Origin of the sequence: Faecousia intestinalis (genome assembly GCF_040096185.1) — a bacterium.
Lineage (GTDB): Bacteria > Bacillota > Clostridia > Oscillospirales > Oscillospiraceae > JAZOXB01.
In genome coordinates, this window is record NZ_JBBMFF010000257.1 from 1 (window position 1) to 17,425 (window position 17,425).

14 protein-coding genes are annotated in these 17,425 nt (G+C 48.4%); 13 read left to right on the plus strand and 1 reads right to left on the minus strand.

Going from position 1 to position 17,425, the window contains the following annotated elements; all coding sequences use genetic code 11:
• The 5 genes from WMO66_RS12470 to WMO66_RS12490 all read left to right on the plus strand — a co-directional run.
• Nucleotides 1-384: transposase (locus tag WMO66_RS12470; RefSeq protein ID WP_349136751.1), on the plus strand; the 384-nt coding region annotated here is incomplete at its 5' end.
• A 951-nt stretch (nt 385-1,335) separates the two neighbouring features.
• Nucleotides 1,336-2,055 carry a hypothetical protein gene (locus tag WMO66_RS12475; protein WP_349136752.1) on the plus strand — a complete coding sequence of 240 codons (720 nt, stop codon included), beginning with the start codon at nt 1,336-1,338 and terminating at the stop codon, nt 2,053-2,055.
• 30 nt (nt 2,056-2,085) lie between these two features.
• Entirely contained in the window at nt 2,086-4,575 is a 2,490-nt protein-coding gene (locus tag WMO66_RS12480) for an ATP-binding protein (protein ID WP_349136753.1), read from the plus strand.
• A 22-nt stretch (nt 4,576-4,597) separates the two neighbouring features.
• Nucleotides 4,598-5,683: a hypothetical protein gene (locus WMO66_RS12485; protein ID WP_349136754.1), complete on the plus strand. Its 1,086-nt coding sequence runs from the start codon at nt 4,598-4,600 to the stop codon at nt 5,681-5,683.
• Nucleotides 5,680-6,168, plus strand: coding sequence for a hypothetical protein (locus tag WMO66_RS12490; protein WP_349136755.1), 489 nt, complete (start codon nt 5,680-5,682; stop codon nt 6,166-6,168). Before WMO66_RS12485 ends, WMO66_RS12490 begins: the two co-directional genes overlap by 4 nt.
• A gap of 112 nt (nt 6,169-6,280) precedes the next feature.
• On the opposite strand, the gene WMO66_RS12495 is transcribed toward WMO66_RS12490, so the two are convergent.
• Nucleotides 6,281-7,522 (minus strand): IS110 family RNA-guided transposase, encoded by a 1,242-nt coding sequence (locus WMO66_RS12495; protein ID WP_349136756.1) that lies wholly within the window; start codon nt 7,520-7,522, stop codon nt 6,281-6,283.
• Between the two features lie 310 nt (nt 7,523-7,832).
• Here WMO66_RS12495 and WMO66_RS12500 point away from each other — a divergent pair, with 310 nt between their 5' ends.
• The 8 genes from WMO66_RS12500 (at nt 7,833) to WMO66_RS12535 (ending at nt 17,418) form a co-directional block, all read left to right on the plus strand.
• The gene (locus tag WMO66_RS12500; protein WP_349136757.1) at nt 7,833-9,899 is read left to right on the plus strand and encodes a serine/threonine protein kinase; all 2,067 of its coding nucleotides are present in this window, start codon (nt 7,833-7,835) and stop codon (nt 9,897-9,899) included.
• Nucleotides 9,896-11,341: a hypothetical protein gene (locus WMO66_RS12505; protein WP_349136758.1), complete on the plus strand. Its 1,446-nt coding sequence runs from the start codon at nt 9,896-9,898 to the stop codon at nt 11,339-11,341. Before WMO66_RS12500 ends, WMO66_RS12505 begins: the two co-directional genes overlap by 4 nt.
• A complete protein-coding gene (locus WMO66_RS12510; RefSeq protein WP_349136759.1) occupies nt 11,342-12,103 on the plus strand; it encodes an FHA domain-containing protein in 762 nt (253 codons plus the stop codon).
• A 2-nt stretch (nt 12,104-12,105) separates the two neighbouring features.
• Nucleotides 12,106-12,729 (plus strand): 4Fe-4S single cluster domain-containing protein, encoded by a 624-nt coding sequence (locus WMO66_RS12515; RefSeq protein ID WP_349136760.1) that lies wholly within the window; start codon nt 12,106-12,108, stop codon nt 12,727-12,729.
• Nucleotides 12,722-14,620, plus strand: a complete 1,899-nt coding sequence (locus WMO66_RS12520) for an AAA family ATPase (protein WP_349136761.1) — start codon at nt 12,722-12,724, stop codon at nt 14,618-14,620. Before WMO66_RS12515 ends, WMO66_RS12520 begins: the two co-directional genes overlap by 8 nt.
• Nucleotides 14,617-15,384, plus strand: coding sequence for a PP2C family protein-serine/threonine phosphatase (locus WMO66_RS12525; protein WP_349136762.1), 768 nt, complete (start codon nt 14,617-14,619; stop codon nt 15,382-15,384). The genes WMO66_RS12520 and WMO66_RS12525 overlap by 4 nt, the downstream gene beginning before the upstream one ends.
• 38 nt (nt 15,385-15,422) lie before the next feature.
• The gene (locus WMO66_RS12530) at nt 15,423-16,232 is read left to right on the plus strand and encodes a DUF5685 family protein (protein ID WP_349136763.1); all 810 of its coding nucleotides are present in this window, start codon (nt 15,423-15,425) and stop codon (nt 16,230-16,232) included.
• A 418-nt stretch (nt 16,233-16,650) separates the two neighbouring features.
• Nucleotides 16,651-17,418 (plus strand): hypothetical protein, encoded by a 768-nt coding sequence (locus tag WMO66_RS12535; protein ID WP_349136764.1) that lies wholly within the window; start codon nt 16,651-16,653, stop codon nt 17,416-17,418.
• Nucleotides 17,419-17,425 lie beyond the last annotated feature (7 nt).

A 17,425-nucleotide genomic window follows, 5' to 3' on the forward strand; every position in this document is an offset into this window, starting at 1 on the left:
AATGAGTGGAAATTCGGGATGAAATGCCACATCGGTGTGGATGCTGGCAGCGGGCTGGTTCATACCATGACGGTCACGGCGGCAAATACGCATGACATCACGCAGGCAGCCGCGTTGATTCGCGAAGACGATGAAGTGGTATATGGGGATGCCGGGTATCTGGGAATCCAAAAGCGTCCCGAAATAGCCTGTGACGAGCATTTATCCAGCATAGATTACCGCATGAACAGCCGTCCCGGAAAGCTGCCTCATGTATCTGACAATGCAATTGATTGGGAACGGTATATTGAGAACCGCAAATCCTCGGTGCGCTGTAAGGTGGAGCATGCGTTTCGAATTGTTAAATGCCAGTTCGGTTATAAAAAACGGTGTATTGCGGCTTGAAGAAAAACGAGAATCGCCTGTATGCAATGTTCGCCTGCGCCAATCTATACGCCCTTGCGATCGCCGGGCGAAAACTCTCCACGACCTGATATAGGGGCAGTCTGCCCTTTTTCGGGAAATAGAGCAGAAAAGGAACGCTGTAGTGGCTATTTTGCGCCGGAATCGCCTTAACTAAGCCCCAAAGCGGCTAATAGCCCGAATAGGGACAGAAATAACCCGATTTATTCAGAGATTCCTTAGGGATTGATGCACGCTTTGCTTTGGAACTGTATTTTTATGCAGTCGGATGAGAGGGCCTCTGTGAATTACTATGCCGTTGGATTGTTGCGCAATGAAATTGCATTGATGTCCGGTAAGTGCGGCAAGTAGCGTGATACAGCTTGAACACTGCCTTCGGAGAGGGAATGGAATGCCTTGCAGCTGATGAACGCACTTGTAAAAGTGCTTCAAATTTCGGGCTGTGGTTGCCTTTCGCAAGCCTGTCATTGGACGCACATTGGCATGTCTGTAATAAAATATTGACGAATATTTGCGAAATGTGTTGACAGAACACGCGACGTTATATATACTCATATTGATGAATATGCAGCACTTTTGGCGCTTGCTTTAAGAGGGATTACCTATAGGCGCGTTTGGGTAATCCGGTGAGTTGAACTTCTTACAAAAGGATGTCATGTGAAGGATAGTCCAACAAAGCGTGTAGCTCATGTGACTCCCACGTTGCCGAGCAGACAGACTTTACTGCAAAGTTGAATATCAGCCGCCAGCAGGTTGTTGCAATAGAAACCGAGAAGCGGAAAATGTCATGGAGCATCTTTCTCTCGCTGATTCTGATTTTCGGCCTTGACGCGGAAACGTTGTTAATGATGAAAACTTTTGAAATATATACACCGGAGTTGTTGACACTTTTGGGCAGTGACAAGCAATCCGAGTAAAAGGAAGGAACAAGCAATGAAAAGGTGCTCTCTTTGCAACGCGGTTTACGATGATTCGTATGGTACATGTCCCACCTGTGGTGTCCGCTTAAACAGCCTTACAGAGGCAGCGGAACATCTTGCAAATTCAAACGTGACGGTACACAGCGCTTCTTTGAATAACGGAAGTCGCCAAAATGCGCAAGCCTCCTCGATACAGTTTTATGAAAGAAGCGGGTCGACGCACATTTTTAACGGTGCGCTTGCGGAAGTCAGTACACAACAGTATTACCAGTCGAAATCTACCAAATTGATTCGGGCAGTGTTTTCCGGTGAGCCTTACCAGCTCAGCCATACATCATATATAACCATCTTGCGAATTGAGGAGCATGCGTTGCGCAGATATCCCGAGCAAGCACAGGATATTGTTCTTTTTGGCGGCGTACAAAATGTTTTTGCGCCGGGCGATGATTTAACAATCCGCGCAAAGAGAAAAGGAAACCGTTATGTTGCCAAGCGAATTTTCAGCCATTCCATCGACAGAAATATTCGAATTGAGGGCAATATTCCGGCAGGTTTGATTCGGTTTCTATTCCTGATTCTCGCAGCAGCGATCATTTGGGCGATACACGGGATCGTCAGCATTGACTATCTTGCGGCAGGGCAAGGAATTCTGCGCTTTTTTACCTCGCTGATCCCGACTGCCCTGACCATTTGGTTTCTTTGGATTCTGATTAAATCGTTTTTCAAAAAATAGTCCGAATTTTTATTGGGCAGGGGTGATATTATGCCGAATCGAATCATTCATGGGCTGAACGATGTTGCCGCAAGTGCGGAAGCTATTCAAAGCTTTTATACAAAACAGTATTTGCGTCAGGAGAAATACATCCCCTCGGATTATCTCTGGAAACAGTTGCCGGAGTCAATAGGCATTAACAAATACTACCGCGTCTGCGGTTACGCTCTGAACAACACTCGAGAAAACGATTACTCAAATATAACATCACTTGCCGCGCAAATTGTAACCGCCCTGTCTAAAGTTCGAACCGCAATGGCATATACGCTTTACTATGAGACCGGAAGTCTTAATGTTTATTGTGGGACTAATTACAGGCACTCGCAAATCATAGCGGATGCCCTTACGGGTGATTCGCTAAACGCTTCTCTCGAAAATATTTGGATTCACCCGGAAAAGCTCACAAAAGTCCAACAGCATAATGCCATTTTGGTAGGGACAACAAAACCGGAATGCGGGGCAATCGACCGCCTTATCAGCAGCTTGTGCATTGACGGCAATTATATTATCAACTTTCTCTGCATTCCCTGCTCCGATGATGAAGTCATCGATGCACGAAAGCAGCTGTATCGGCTGCATGAGCTGCTCGAACCTGTTTCAACCTATGAGTGGACGTATGGTGCAGGACGTCAGCGGAGGCATACCACGACGAACGCAGATGTTGCAGATGCAATTCGGGCAATCGATGCAGCACAAGAATGCTTGGAAAGAAACGCTTGGAAAGTGTTGATCCACATCGGCGCAAGCACGGTATCCGACATGCAACAGGTTACTGCATCTCTTGCGGCGATGCTTGGCTCGGCGATTCCGTTCCCCTGCAACAGAGCGATTATTTTACGCTCTGCATGGAGGTACCCTGCGGTGTTTCTCGGGGATATCAATTTCGGCGGTTTGTACAGCCATTCGCTCATGAATGTTGTAGATGACGAAACACTGCGCTCCTTAATTGCGTTGCCGATGCAATCGCACGGTGAAAGCTATCAGGTGTTGCATATCGGCGAAGCCGCGCGTGGGGAACGCATATGGAATACAACGCCCCCGAGAGTAACACAGCAGGATAGAGCCTGCTTCCTCGGGGTGCTGGAAAACAAACGGGAATATTCATACGCACTGGATGATCTTCGACAGCACGCTTTTGTGACAGGCGCAACTCGCTCCGGCAAAACGACAAGCGTTCAGAAAATTCTGTATGATGCACACAGGCACGGCATTCCGTTCATTGTCCTCGAGGCGGCAAAAAAAGAGTATTGGGAACTGAAAAATGCAATCGGGATGGAGAAAGCTCGGGTCTATTCTGCCGGTGCGGATGCATTGCCTTTGCGTGTCAATCCGTTTGTGCCGGAATTGGGCACAAGACTTTCCTTTCACATTCAAAGTTTGGTTGACGTGTTCCTTTCTGCATTCGACAATGACGACCCAATTCCGGAAATATTAACGCTCCTGATATATAAATGCTACGAAGTTCACGGCTGGAACCCGGAACAATACATAGACGGGAGCGAAGAACTGACCTATCCGACGCTCGGAGATATGCTCACAAATGTGAACGACGTGGTTCGTCACATCGGGTACGATGCCGAAATAGAGCGTCGGATGGCAGCGGTCATCCGTGCAAGAATTGAGCCTTTGGTTCTGAACTATGGTTCTGTACTGAATACGAACGAAACACTTTCCGTAGAAGACCTGTTTCAAACCTCTGCTGTCATTGAACTTGATGATTTTTCGGAAAAGGAGCGGCCTTTTATTGCCAGCCTGATGGCTTTGAAGATTCGGGAACACGCACAGCAGTGCAGCCAGTCGCCCCGCTTGGAACGTTTGGTGATTGTGGAAGAAGCACATACGATTATGCCAAACCCGGAATTACCCAGTGCTTCACGAAATGCGGCGCGATGCGCCGGATACTTTTCGAATATGCTGGCAGAGATCAGTGCCTATGGAACAGGAATCGTAGTTGTCGAACAGCGTCCGGCACTGATTGCCCCCGGAGCAATTGCCAACACGGGAATTAAGGTCATTCATACACTCCAGCAAGGTGCAGACATAGATACGGTTCTGCAAGGACTTGCACTTGCGCAGAACGCAAATACCATCATTTCTCGTTTGAGGATCGGGCAGGCTGCCGTGTCGTTTCCTCAAGCAAAACAGATTTGTATTGTCAACGTTCGCAAAAACGATGCAACAAACAACCGTGCACATTTGGGCTGCATCTTTTGCAACGACCCAATGCACTGTGCCTCGCATTATCAAATACCCCCGTATGCCATGAACACAATCCGTACAAGAGGCGTCAGTGCATCCGTGCTCCGAGATTGCGTCACCGCAATCGCCAGCTACAACGGTCTTGACGGCGGTGAGTTGTCGGTAGAAGAAAAAATGTGCATTGCAGGGCGACTCTGCAAGGAATTGTTCGGTGGAGAGAAAAATCCGCTACAGCTTCGGCGAACCTTATATGGGCTGTATCGGACATATGCGAACCGGTAAAATCAAAAAGGAGTGATTTCAAGTGAGCTCGGATTTCGGAAAAACAGCAAAAGACTCGATTTCGAATGTTGAAAGCGCAGACGCCCATGCTCGGTCTTTTGATGCTCCACCGGTCACCGATGTCAGAGAGCAACGTTCCGCAGCAACAGATATTCCCGCAGAATCAGCTACTCAGGAAGCTTTGAAGGAAAAGCTCGATCGGGTTCTTGACGAAAAAGAGTATGTGCATTGGGAGAACCCCGAGGCAAAAGCACGAAACCGTGAGATGATTTGCGACTATGATGCAAAGAAACGTGCGGTGGACAAAGCGACGCTCATGACACAGCGGGATACGCTTGTAAAATACAGCGATTACTTCGATCAAGCGGCGATTGAGAGAATCAGAGCCGAGATCGGAAGTGGCAAAGTCGAAATCTACAACGAACCCTACTTCGTTGAAAAATGGGCGCCGGCTGAAAAGGAATATAGAATTACGGGATTGAGAGAAATGCAGGACGGAAAAATCTGTATCCGTGACTGCGAAAATGCCGACACAATGATTCATACATCCTCGCATGAGAGTATGCATGATTTGTCCTTTCAGGCGAAAAAAACAGAATCTGAGCATACTTACGGTGCGGACAAGACTCCGCTCGCAGTTTCCCGAGAAAAGCTGCAAAGCGGCATCCACCAAATCGAAACTGTTCGATGCACTGCGGCAGACGGTGCGGAGGCTGTCAGCAGCAAGGAATGGAATCGCTACCTAAATGAAGGCGCAACGGAAATGTACACCATTGAGGCGATGCTTGACCGTGGAGAACCCCCCAGATTCGATTCCTATACGCAGGAGGTTTGCTGGGCACTGCAGCTTCGCGAAAAAGTTGGAGCCGATACAATGGCAGGGGCTTATTTCGGAGGGGATGTTTCCCGCCTTGAGTATGCGGTAAACTCCATGAGCGGTGCCGAATCCGCATGGTCTGATCTAAACGATAGGATCAATGCATGGCATAAAAGTGTAACACCGCTCTGCCCCGAGGGGGATCGGACGATCAAGGCAGAAGTCGATGCAATCCTCGACAACATGTCAGGCAATAATGCGCGCAGCAGAAAGCGGGTGCTCAAAAAATGAAAACGGTATATGATTGGTTCTGTGAGTATGCGCAAGGTGTGCTGATGGGCCGAGATCAAAGCTGCAAGGAAAACGTCACTGCCGGAATTCGAGCATTCCTTACGGAAATGGATATGCTGGAGGAGTCAGACCCGGATGGAAAGGTCAGTCGACGTGAATTGCTTCGCTTTAAAATGATGCCTGCGGATACATTTGCGGCGTTTTTTGAGCATTACGAAGAACGGTCGAAAATTCTACAAGTCCGCAGCGAATGCGCACTTTTGGCGATGGAGCGTATTCAAAACGGGGTTCTGTTAAGCAAGGACGCCAAAATCACCAAACTTTCGTCGTTTTTTGAACTGGCCGCAGGGCTAGTGAAGGATTCCCGCTATGCGTCGTGGATCGACGAAATGCTTGCATCGATTCAAAAAGATCTTGCTTTTGCTGCGGGTCAATCGAACGAGCTTAGTGATGACATGGCGGAATGGCTTGGGCAAAAGGGTTGAAATGAGGAAGAAAGGTTGAAACATTATAATTTGAGTACCATTCCCAAAAAGGCGCACAAATCCAAGCCCCTCAAAAAACGGGCTTTTCAAAGAGGCGAGGAGGGTGTATAATTCAAGTGGCGCTGGGCGTCACGAGATAGCCTTGCCTTTGTAAGATGAAGATGGCCTCCTCCACAGAAACTGCTCTATGCTCTGGCGGAGTGTTGCAGCACCGATACAATTCGGCGTTATAGGGTTCATTCTTCTTGAGAATGTTGTAGATGGCAGTCAGCAGCATCCTTGCAATGGCAACGATGGCTTTTTTGTGACCCCGGCGCTTTTTAAGACCTAAGTAGCGGTTACGGACTTCCGGGAACCGCTTTGCCCGAATGGCACAAAGTGCGCACTGAACAAGCAACGGCTTGATATAGGCTCCAGCCCGGCTGATTCTGGTGGTTTTCTTCTTCCCGGCACTCTCGTTGTTCTGCGGCGTAAGACCAGCCCAGGAGCACAAATGCTTCGAGGTGGGAAACACGGACATATCCACTCCGATTTCAGAGATAATGCCAATCGCGGCGAAGGACTGGATACCCGGCACCGTCATAACAAGATTTAGTTGAGGGAGATACTTTTCAGCAGTTGTCAGAATCAGCGACTCCAGATTAGCCTTGCACAGTTCAAGGCTGTCCATGTGGGAACGGATGATGCGGAGCTTTTCAACCTGTTCAGCACACATCTCTCCGTCTACAGCAGCAAGCACCTGTTCATTGGTTGCTTTCATACCCTTTGTGCGGAAGCCGGAAACATCCGTAATTTTCTCTGTTGGATTTTCCAGAATCCTGGTTGTGATTGCGGAAGCGGCTTCGCCGAACACATCCGAGAACACATCGTCCAGTTTGAAATTGGAAACGGTAAGGCAATTTTGCGCCCGATTTTTCTCACCGGTTGTGAAGTTGGTGAGTTTCCAGCGATAGCGTACCAACTCCCGAAGTCGGCGGATATCCGCCGGAGGGATAAAGCTGCCGGAAACAAGGTTGTGCTTGAAGATGTCGGCGATCCACTTTGCGTCTCGTTTGTCTGTTTTCTTGCCCCGAATGGCTTTCACATATTTGGGGTGAGCCAAAACAATATTGCAGGTGTGCTCCAGAACGTTGTAAATCGGAATCCAATACTTCCCAGTGGATTCCATACACACATCTTTGCAGTTATTTTCTGCTAACCAAGCGGCACACCGACGCAGATCTCCAGTAAAAGTAGAAAAACGCCTGCTCTTGTAGGTTGTTACGCCGTGGTCATTGGTAGAAGCAATACAGGCAACAACAAAGGATTTGTGGACATCCATTCCGCAACAGATGGGGTAAACGATTTTAAGCATAACACATCCCCTCAAAATAATATTTGAGGGAGCAGGCAGGGACTGGACGCTCGCTGAAAGATTGAAGTAGTTCGTCTCTCCAAAGATAAGGTTACAGGGTGCTAAGTCCTACTCATTGGTGCTTGAAAGAGCGTCCGGCACACATAATTATTCAGTCCAGCGCAAGGCTGAGCCTATTCACCTCCACGTGCTCTGTAGTGTGCCTGCTTCCTCAAGCATATTCTAACAAATTACGACTTGCTGCGATAGAGGCTTTGTGTTTCATCCCCTTTGGTGCCTTGGAGCGCAGCGGAAAGGAATGGTCATAAATATGAGCAACAGAAATAATACGCCGAACAGAGGTCGTCCTGGCAGCACATGGAAAAATCCGAACCGATACCGCTGGGTTTCCGACAACTCCAATACATCGCAGGTCGAGCAGAATGTCAACACGGGAAATAACGGGAAGTCCGCGGCTACCCGTATTGATGTAAACATACACAGGAGCGAAAAAAGACCGCCCGCCTCCGCAGAAACACATATCGAGGCAAATGGACGCAGCGGTAAAGCACCGGCAAGTGAAACACACGTAGAGACCACCGGACGCGACCGCAAAGGCGCTGCGAACAGAACACGTATTGAGCGTAATGAACAGCATACCGATAGTCGGAGTGGTACGAGAGTCGAAGCAAACCGCAGCGGGAATACAAATTGCGACTACCTTGAGGCGGGTACCGTGGTTGACGGGCGGTTCCAAATTGTCTCCGCAATGGGAGGCAGCGGAGCGGAGGCGGCTCTCTATGTTGCAGTCGACACGCAAACGGGCAAAGAAATTTGCCTGAAGATCTATCGGGACGAAACACATATCAGGAGAGATGTAAGAGACGCATTGCTTCAAGTCCGGCATCCTAATGTGGCAGAGCTTCTTGCATATGGGACTTGGGAAAGAACAATTTACGAAGTCTGGACGTTATATCAGGGCGAGGGACTGGACCAAATACTCAGTAAAGGCTGTTTGAACGAAGCTGTTTTCAAAAAATATCTGTCGCAGATGAACTTGGCCTTAAATGCAATCCACGAGGCGCGAATCGTCCATCAGGATGTAAAGCCGGCCAATATTTTAATCACGACTAACGGAGTTGCCGTTTTGATTGACTTCGGCGTAAGTGCGCTCCTTGAACAGGGAAGAGATACCGCCAGAACGCATGTGACAATTGTTGGGCACACTGCGGAATATGCGGCTCCGGAAAGCGCGGACGGCTATTCGTGGGAAGCATCGGATTACTACTCCCTTGGCATCGTGTTTTTTGAAGCACTGACCGGCCGCACGCCTTTTTCTCATTTTGGCGAAAACGAAGCAACGGCCAAAATAATGGCACAGGTAACCGTCAAGCTTCCGAGGATTGAAAAATATTCCAAGGCGATGCAGCATCTGTTTATCGGACTTCTCCAGTATGAGCGTGTTTCCAAAGACAATCTCCCGCTGCGCTGGGGCTATGAGGCTGTAAGTGCGTGGCTCAAAGGAGATTATGCGAAATATGTTATTTCTCCGAGCAAATCGCAATCTGCACTGTCGGCTCAGGGAACTCACTCGTTCAATGGGAAGAACTTTACTCTCCCCGATGAGATTCCACAGCTGGTTGTCGAATTGGCCTACCATTGGGAAAACGGCCTTCTGCGAATGAACAGCGATAACGGCAGCTTCCCATTGTTGTCGACAGACTTTGCAAAAGTAGGCGCTACTGAGCTGCACGATATTTGCAATCGTCACCGAGATGTGACGAACAAGGCTGTTTCTTATCATCATTTCCTTTACGAGCTGTATCCTAAATTCCCCTATTATGCGTGGCGTGGGTTTGTCGCACAAAATTCGCAGGAGCTTGGAAACGCAATTCTCGGTGCGCTTTGGGAAGAGAAAAACAAGACCGTTCTCGGTCGTAGTGCAAGTGCTTTCGCCATGGAGAGACAACAAAATACACTTTCCTTTGCTGAGCTGAAAGAAATGTTCGTATATCACACCATTTCAGACTACCTTTCCCGTATTGGCTCAAACAAACGCTCCGGTACAATTCTTGAGTATGAGAATCAAGTCATCCAATATCGCGGAGCACCGGAAATCGGATATTATCGCACCGCTTACGCACTCTCAGGGTCGACAAAGCTGCTACTGGGCGGAGCGTTCTATTCGGATTTGAATGCACTGCTTCAAAAAGTGAATCATGAAATTGAAGCTGCCATTCGCGGTAAAAACAACGATTCCTTTATTAACTTTTATCATAGTATCTTTGACCCGTATTCCAGAAAGACAAATCCCGGATTTATTGCGTGGGCAGAAGCCATCGGGATCGGCGACAAGGTCACAAAGCTTCAAGCTGCACTGGGGAGGTTGGAAAAATGAGTGGACCGAAATTGAGTGCTTTTGAGCTGGAAGAACGTCGTAAGAAGGAGCTGGAGCGCAAGCAGCGGGAAATTGCAGCCGAAAACGCCAAATCCATGCATTGCATCCAAGAGGCACAGCGTTTGCTGAAAACGCTTGATCGTGAGCGTGGCTGTTTGTTGCAGCAGCAGCGAATGCTGGAAAGCTCGATGCTTTCCAATGGTGAAAAGCAGAGTATTCGCACAGCGATTGAGCGTCGGTTGAATATGCTGAACGATGTGGAACGTGCGCGCAAGCTCGTTCCTACCACGGTCGGATACAGCGAAACGCCGGAGGCGGCACGTGCGCAATATAGTACCATAAGTGAGAAATTGGGCAAATGCCGGTCGGCAAATGAGCGGTATACCGGTACCCGCGGCAATTATGAGGCTGCGCTTGCCCCACTTGCACAAAAGCTGTGCGATTCGGTTCGAGTCAACGGGTTTCCGCTGGAGCAAGCACTTTCCGAACTGCCCCCGAGGGTTGTAACGCAAGTTCTGGAGCGAGAAGAACAAGCTGATTTGAGTGAAGAAAAGGCAGAGCTGATTGCAAAAGCGCAAAAAATCATCGATAACGCAAATGCTTCGGAGACATTTCGGGAAGAAGCGAGAAATGCGATCGTTCGCATTGATTGTGCGGCAGACAAACGAGAATTGCATTCCGTGCGTTCCTTGATTCTTGACGAGATTGAGCGCAAGCTTGAAAAAATCGAGCCCTTGCTTGAAGGCTACCATGAACTTCTTAGCAGAAAAAATGCGCTCGCCGCTGCTTGCGGCAACGGGGAAATCGAATTGCCGGGTAGCTTTGACAGTAAGGAGGCTCTGCAAAACACAATGCAGCAGCTTAGAGCAGAGATCGAAGCAGAAGAACAGAAAGCCCTGCGGAAAGCCGAGCAACGTGAAATTGCGATGGCAATTGATTTGGCAATGAAAGAGCTTGGGTATCCGCTCTTGGGCGCGAAAAACGGTGGTTCCGATTCTCATGTGAAGATGAAGATTTTCCAATTTGACGAGCAGACTGGTTTGGAGGTTCGTCAAGATGTCATAGGGCAGATTCGGATCCGCGTCGTCGGCATGGCAAACGAGGAGAAGAAACCAACCGAGAAGGATGCGGACCTTCTCTTGACAGAACAACAAAAATTCTGTGGAGAATACGATAAGATCGTAAAGAAACTTCAAGAAAAAGGAGTCCGTCGTTCCAAGGAAATATGCCGAATGGAGCCTGACACACGACATGCTGCCTATGTCAATATGGTAGACTACGGCACTACTGCACCCGCAAAGCCATCCACCACAGCGACACCGGCGCAGCTTCATGTTGAAGCGAAAAAGGAAACGCAGAAACAGCAACGTAGAAGTACCAAAAAAGTGAACAAACAGGAGAAGTACCAAAAAGTGAGCAAACAGGAAAGGAGCGCACAGTAAATGGCTGAATTTAGAAGCAGAGCGAATCAAGGAATTATAACTGTTGCAGGGGACGACGAAGACATTTTGCTGTGCCCAAACTGTTTCTTTCCCAATAGCGGAACGGCACGAGAGTGCGTTGCCTGTAATTATACGCTTCAAAACGGCAATGTGCGTTGGTTGAGAGCCGGCTTCATCCGTCCTTGCAGCAACCCCAATTGTACGGCTTTTGTTTTTTCACGCGACACGCAGTGCCCAAAATGCGGGCATCCAATCGGGAACTCCAATCAAGCTCCTTCGGCAGAAGATACCAACGCTCCCACATCTGCTGAAATGCCGAGAGATGTTCTGATTTGCCCGGAATGCCATGCGGAGAATCCGCTTAACGCATCGCAATGCAGTATGTGTGACGCTCCTTTGCATAATACGGCAACTGCAAAATCCGGTGCAATGGTTCTTAATTTTCATAATCTGCGAACCGAAAGAGTGGTGCAACTGTCGCTTCCTGCAAATGGCACAATTATGATTGGCCGGGAAGGCTTGCTTTCCGGGCAGTTCCCGGCGGACGGAAGTCAGAGTAACGTGAGCAGAGTTCATATGTCTTTGCTTCAGCGTGACGGGAGAGTTTATATTCGTGACGAACGGAGCACGAACGGTACTTATGTGAATTATCGTGAAGTAACGCCGGGACGAGAGCTTCCCATTGAAAGCGGAAGTGTGATCGAGCTCGGGCCGAATGCCAGAGAAAACAGGTATTCGGAATACTTTGAACTTACTTATTGACTATGTATATTGATCAAATACTTTATCCGATTGAATCGCTCGGGCCGGGAAAACGAATGGCGATTTGGCTTGTCGGCTGTCACCGAGGCTGCAAAGGGTGCAGCAATCCGGAACTGTGGTCTACTGAAGGACACAGGGATGTTCCCGTTTCTGCTGTCCTGCAAACGATCCATGAGATTCATCAAGAAAACCAAATTGACGGTTTTACGATTACCGGCGGAGAGCCGATGGAGCAGGCAGAAGAACTTCTTGCATTGATTTTGGGCTTGCGCCAAATCAGCAGGGATATTTTGGTGTTTAGCGGATACCGCATTGAAGAACTTCTGAAACGCAAAGGCGCATTTTCGATGATTCTGGAGAACATCGCCGTTTTAGTTGATGGTGCTTATTGCGAAGAACTAAATGAGCAGCTTCCACTTCGTGGATCTTCCAATCAAAGAGTTCTGCTGATTGACACGACTTTTGCGGAACCCTATGCCGACTATTTGCGGCAGGAACACAGTCCGACCCAAAATATGTATTTTGACGGGGTGACCACATCTGTCGGCATCCATCGCAAAGAATTCCGAGACGAACTGAAACAAAAATTGCAAAAATATGGAGTAAGGAGTGTTGAAGATGGCTGAAAACAAATGGCGGGAAGAATTGGACATTTTCAGAAAGATCAAGCCTTGTATCGTACTGGAGGGAAATGTATTTGACCGCTTCCACTATGAAAAGGATCCGGCGCAGCGGATGCGCGAGCTTTCGAGCTATATTCTGCGCTTTTTGTCGGATGCCGGATACGATATCATCTCGTACTATGACGATGCCTCCGGTTTCTACGGAGATGGCTATGGAGATGACATTGCAAAATTCGAGGCACTTTGCCATAACGTCCCCAGCGTAAGAATCCAGAACGATCGGATTCCCTGCGCTTTTTCGGATGACAACTCATCCATCGGCGAAATCCTGAGCAGCGTCCTTGGTCAAACGCACCAGGCTGTTGCGGTGATCATGGATATGGCATCTCGATATATTGTATCTCCGGACAATATGTCAAAATGCGAAGTGAATGCATATGCCAACATGATGCGTGCACTGCGTCAGGCGCAAGACGTGCAAGTAAATGGAGATTACACGAAAAACATCGTGATACTCCTTGTAAATAAGGTCAATGACTTGCCGGTGTGGTTCTACTTGGACAATCCGGATGTGAAAACGATTCATGTTTCCACGCCGGACAGTAGCGAACGGATGGAGTTCATTTCCGGAGACAATCTGAGGAACTTCTTTGATTCTTCCGTTTGGAACGAGGACATTTCCTCTTTTGAAGGAGATGGACAAGCGCAACTGATTAAATTGCAGAAGCGGTTTGTCGGCCTGACAGAGGGCTTCACCTATTCCGATCTTGTAGGAATGCGAAAGCTCTGTATCAACGAAAAATATCGTATTGCACAGTTGCCCAGCGTCGCGGAGTTCTATCGCTATGGTGTGCGGGAAAACAAATGGGCGAAAATCAGCGGAAAAACGATTCGCAGCCTTGAAGACTCTCTGCATTCCCGTGTGTTGGGACAGGATCATGCAATCAGCAAGGTGATGCGCACCGTAAAGCGCAGCGTGGTGCTGAAAGGAAACGGCAACCGCCCTCGCGGTGTGCTCTTCTTTGCGGGTCCTACCGGAACCGGTAAAACCGAAACAGCGAAGGCTTTGGCTGAGTACATTTTCGGTGATGTAAGCTGCTGCATCCGCTTTGATATGTCGGAATATCGGCAGGATCACTCCGATCAAAAGCTCTTAGGAGCGCCTCCCGGCTACATCGGCTATGAAGCAGGCGGTCAGCTCACAAACGCTGTTCGCAACAACCCGTTCTCTATCATCTTGTTCGACGAAATCGAAAAAGCACATCCGTCTATTTTGGATAAGTTTCTTCAGATCCTCGACGATGGCCGCTTGACGGATGGGCAAGGAAATACAGTCTATTTCTCCGAATCCATAATCATTTTCACGAGCAATAAGGGCATCATCGAAGAAGTCGAAGAAAGAAGCCCCAACGGAATTGTTCGCATAGTGAATCGGCAGTTGTTGGATCCGAAGAAGAATTCGACAAAAGAAGTCGAGGACGCGGTGACGGCCAGTATAAAGAACTATTTCAAGTTTACTCTTAGCCGCCCCGAAATCCTAAACCGGATCGGTGAAAATAACATCGTGGTATATGACTTCATCCGAGAAAAAATCGCAACTCAGATCTTGGATAAAGAAATCGGAGAGCAATTGAAAACACTTGAAAATGATCGCGAGGATCATATCGAGCTTGCTCCGGAAGCCAAGTTGTTCCTTCTTTCAAAAGCTACGGAAGATGCGACTCTTGAAAACGGAGGCCGCGGCATTAAGAATCTCGTCTTTTCCTCGTTGCTGACGCCGCTCGCTGCATATATCGCGGATAATGATATCTCAGAGGGAGCCAACATTCGTGTTAAGCGCATTCGCTACGACGGAAATGGCGATCCTGTAGTGGATGCAGAGGTGTTGAGATGAAAATCTATTGCAAAATGGAAATCGGGCGTGGCAAAACAGCCATCGAGGATCGGGTTCTAATTGGAAGTACTGTTTTAGCGGGCGGAAGCTATCAGGCCGAAGCGCCTGATAGCGATTCGCCACTGTGTATTGCAGTGGCGGACGGTGTCGGCGGGAATAGCGCAGGCGATGTTGCTGCGCATATTGCCGTGAACAGCCTGCTCTCATTCCAGCTTCCCGAGGATATCAAAGCGGAGGAACTTCTGCAAATCATCCGGGATACCAATATGCACATTATTGAGGAATCCCGCAGAGTGTCATTTTTGTATAACATGGCTACGACATTGAGCGGACTGTGCCGTGTCGACAGAAAGTGGCTGCTGTTCCACGTCGGAAATACCCGCGTTTATACCTGGAGCAGTCCCTATCTCTCGCAGCTTACGACCGATCACTCAAAAGCGCGGGAATTGCGATTGATGGGCATGAGCGATGAGGAAATCGAACGTACCGGTAATGCCACAGCAATTACAGCCTGTTTAGGTAATGGCGATATGGTCTTTGCGGAAGCACTGCGGGTGGAGGATGTTACGAGTGAGGTTGCAGCAGCGCAAATGGTTCTGCTGACCTCTGACGGCGTCCACGAATTTATCCCTCGTGAAATATTTGAACGGAGTCTGCAATCAGCAAACGATATCGATCTGTATTTATCGCAGGCATTGAGCTGTGCACGTCAGAACGGTTCTTCCGATGATTTGTCAATCATTTTGGTCGATTTGCGCTGCTGAGAGCGCATTGATCCTGCGCTTTTTGAGGTGCTTGATGCATGTTTGGTTATGTAAAGGTTTATGAAGATGAGCTGCTTGTCCGTAATTGGAAACGTTACAAGCACGCCTATTGCGCATTGTGTCGGCAAATCGGCTGTTACTCGCAAGCGGCGCGCATGATGCTTTCCTATGACATGGTGTTTTGTGTCACCTTGGCAGAAGCTGCGATTCCCGATGAGGACAGGCATTGCAAAAAAGGCATATTCCGCCATTGTAAAAAATGCTGCGGTGACGAAATGCTGCAATATATGGGGGCAGTCAGTGTAATCCTTCAGTATTACAAGCTCAAGGACGACGTGCTCGATGGAAAGAAAAGCAGAAAACTCCTAATGTGCGCAATTGAAGATGGCTACCATAAAGCAAGGAAGGCCTACCCGGAAATCGAAGCCAAAATTTCTGATGCTATGAGGAATGTTGCTGCTCTGGAACAGCGGTACTGCACAGACTGGGAGCAGCTAGATCACTGCTTTTCGGACATTCTGTACCAGGTTTTTCTTTGTGCACCGCGCAAAGATGAGTTTACGGATATTCGAGCACAGCTTTCCCGCCATACGGCGGCATGGGTCTACTGGTTTGATATGCTGCAAGATTTGGAGGAAGATCGAAAAGAGCATACCTTTAATGCGATTCTCCTGCATGAGGATGAAGACTCAGCTATCTCCCGTGTGAAGGCGCTCCTTATAATGCATATTACGGAAGCAGAAGCGCTGTGCGAATTGTTGCCGTATACAGACAATATGGCAATCATTCAGAACATTGTAGCAAACGGTCTGCCCAGACAGATGCTGGATGCGGGAATCTTGCTATAAAAGCAGGAGAGTTTCCAATATGGATATCGGGGTGCTGATAATTATTGCGGTAATCGTGTTTTGGCAGTCAGGAGCATTCGGAAGCGCAAGAGAAAGAAACAAAAAAGCGACTTTATCAAAGCGAACGAATCCATTCCAACGCTTTGCGAGGAACCCTTCCGACTAAATGGGCGGCTTCAGCGTTGTGCAGAAGAACGGACTAGCAACAAACAGCGTGAATGCGCCTTAAATGCTATTTGCGATTTCTTTGAGGAGCTTGGCGCTGATTTTGCGGAACGCCTGCGTTCGCAGAAAACGGATATGTAAAGAGTCAAATGACTGCGGAAACAGGGGCTATGATGGCACTCTGAAAAAATAGAGAAAGCGCAACAGTCTGTTCAACGCAGCCAGAAATAGGACTCGAATAAGAGGAATTCAAATGAAGTGCCACAATATACTGGGAGTTAAAGAGTGCGCAAGTGCTGTGGAAATTGAGAGAGCATATAATCAGAAAATGCGTGCGCTTTCTATGCAAAAAGGAAACTTTGAGGAAAAAGCTTACGAAAGAAAGTGCGCAGAGATAAGGAAAGCTGGCGATGATTGTAACCGCTGGCTAAGCGCCGGACCTACTGATCAACTAAAAATGCGCGCCAAAGATCTGATAAAGCCTCCATACAAGTCAAAGCGCATGTATAGTACGATCGGCTGCTGTACTTGCTGTAATGATAACTGCGGAGATGGAAACAAGAGCTTTTGCGACAGTATTTGCTGTAGTGAATGCCAGTCGGTTCCAAGGTTCTTCGACATCCTCTTTTGGATTGTGCTGGGCGTAATTGGGGGATTCTTTTTGCTGCGTGCAATCTTTAGAGGAATTGCCAGAGCAATTAGAACCGGTAAGCAAACGGCGTATGACAACGCGGTGCAGAAGTTGCCTTCCTTACGTGCCGACGCTTCACGCTTGAGTGCGCAGCTTCAGAATTTTTCGGAGACCAGAAAGCTGCAACAGGAGCGTGAGCGTGAGCTAAGTGCTTTTTTAAGCTTTTTCGAAAGCATAGGGGCAATTCCGGCGGATTCGCTTCGAGCTGCGGAGCACGACCGAGTTGAAAAGCAAGTTGCCTCGGAGCAGTCTGTGCGGTCAGTTTACAATCGGATTATTCAAGAAATAGATAATGCAGAGCGAATCGTCCGGCGCGGACGACCGCGATGAGGGAAAG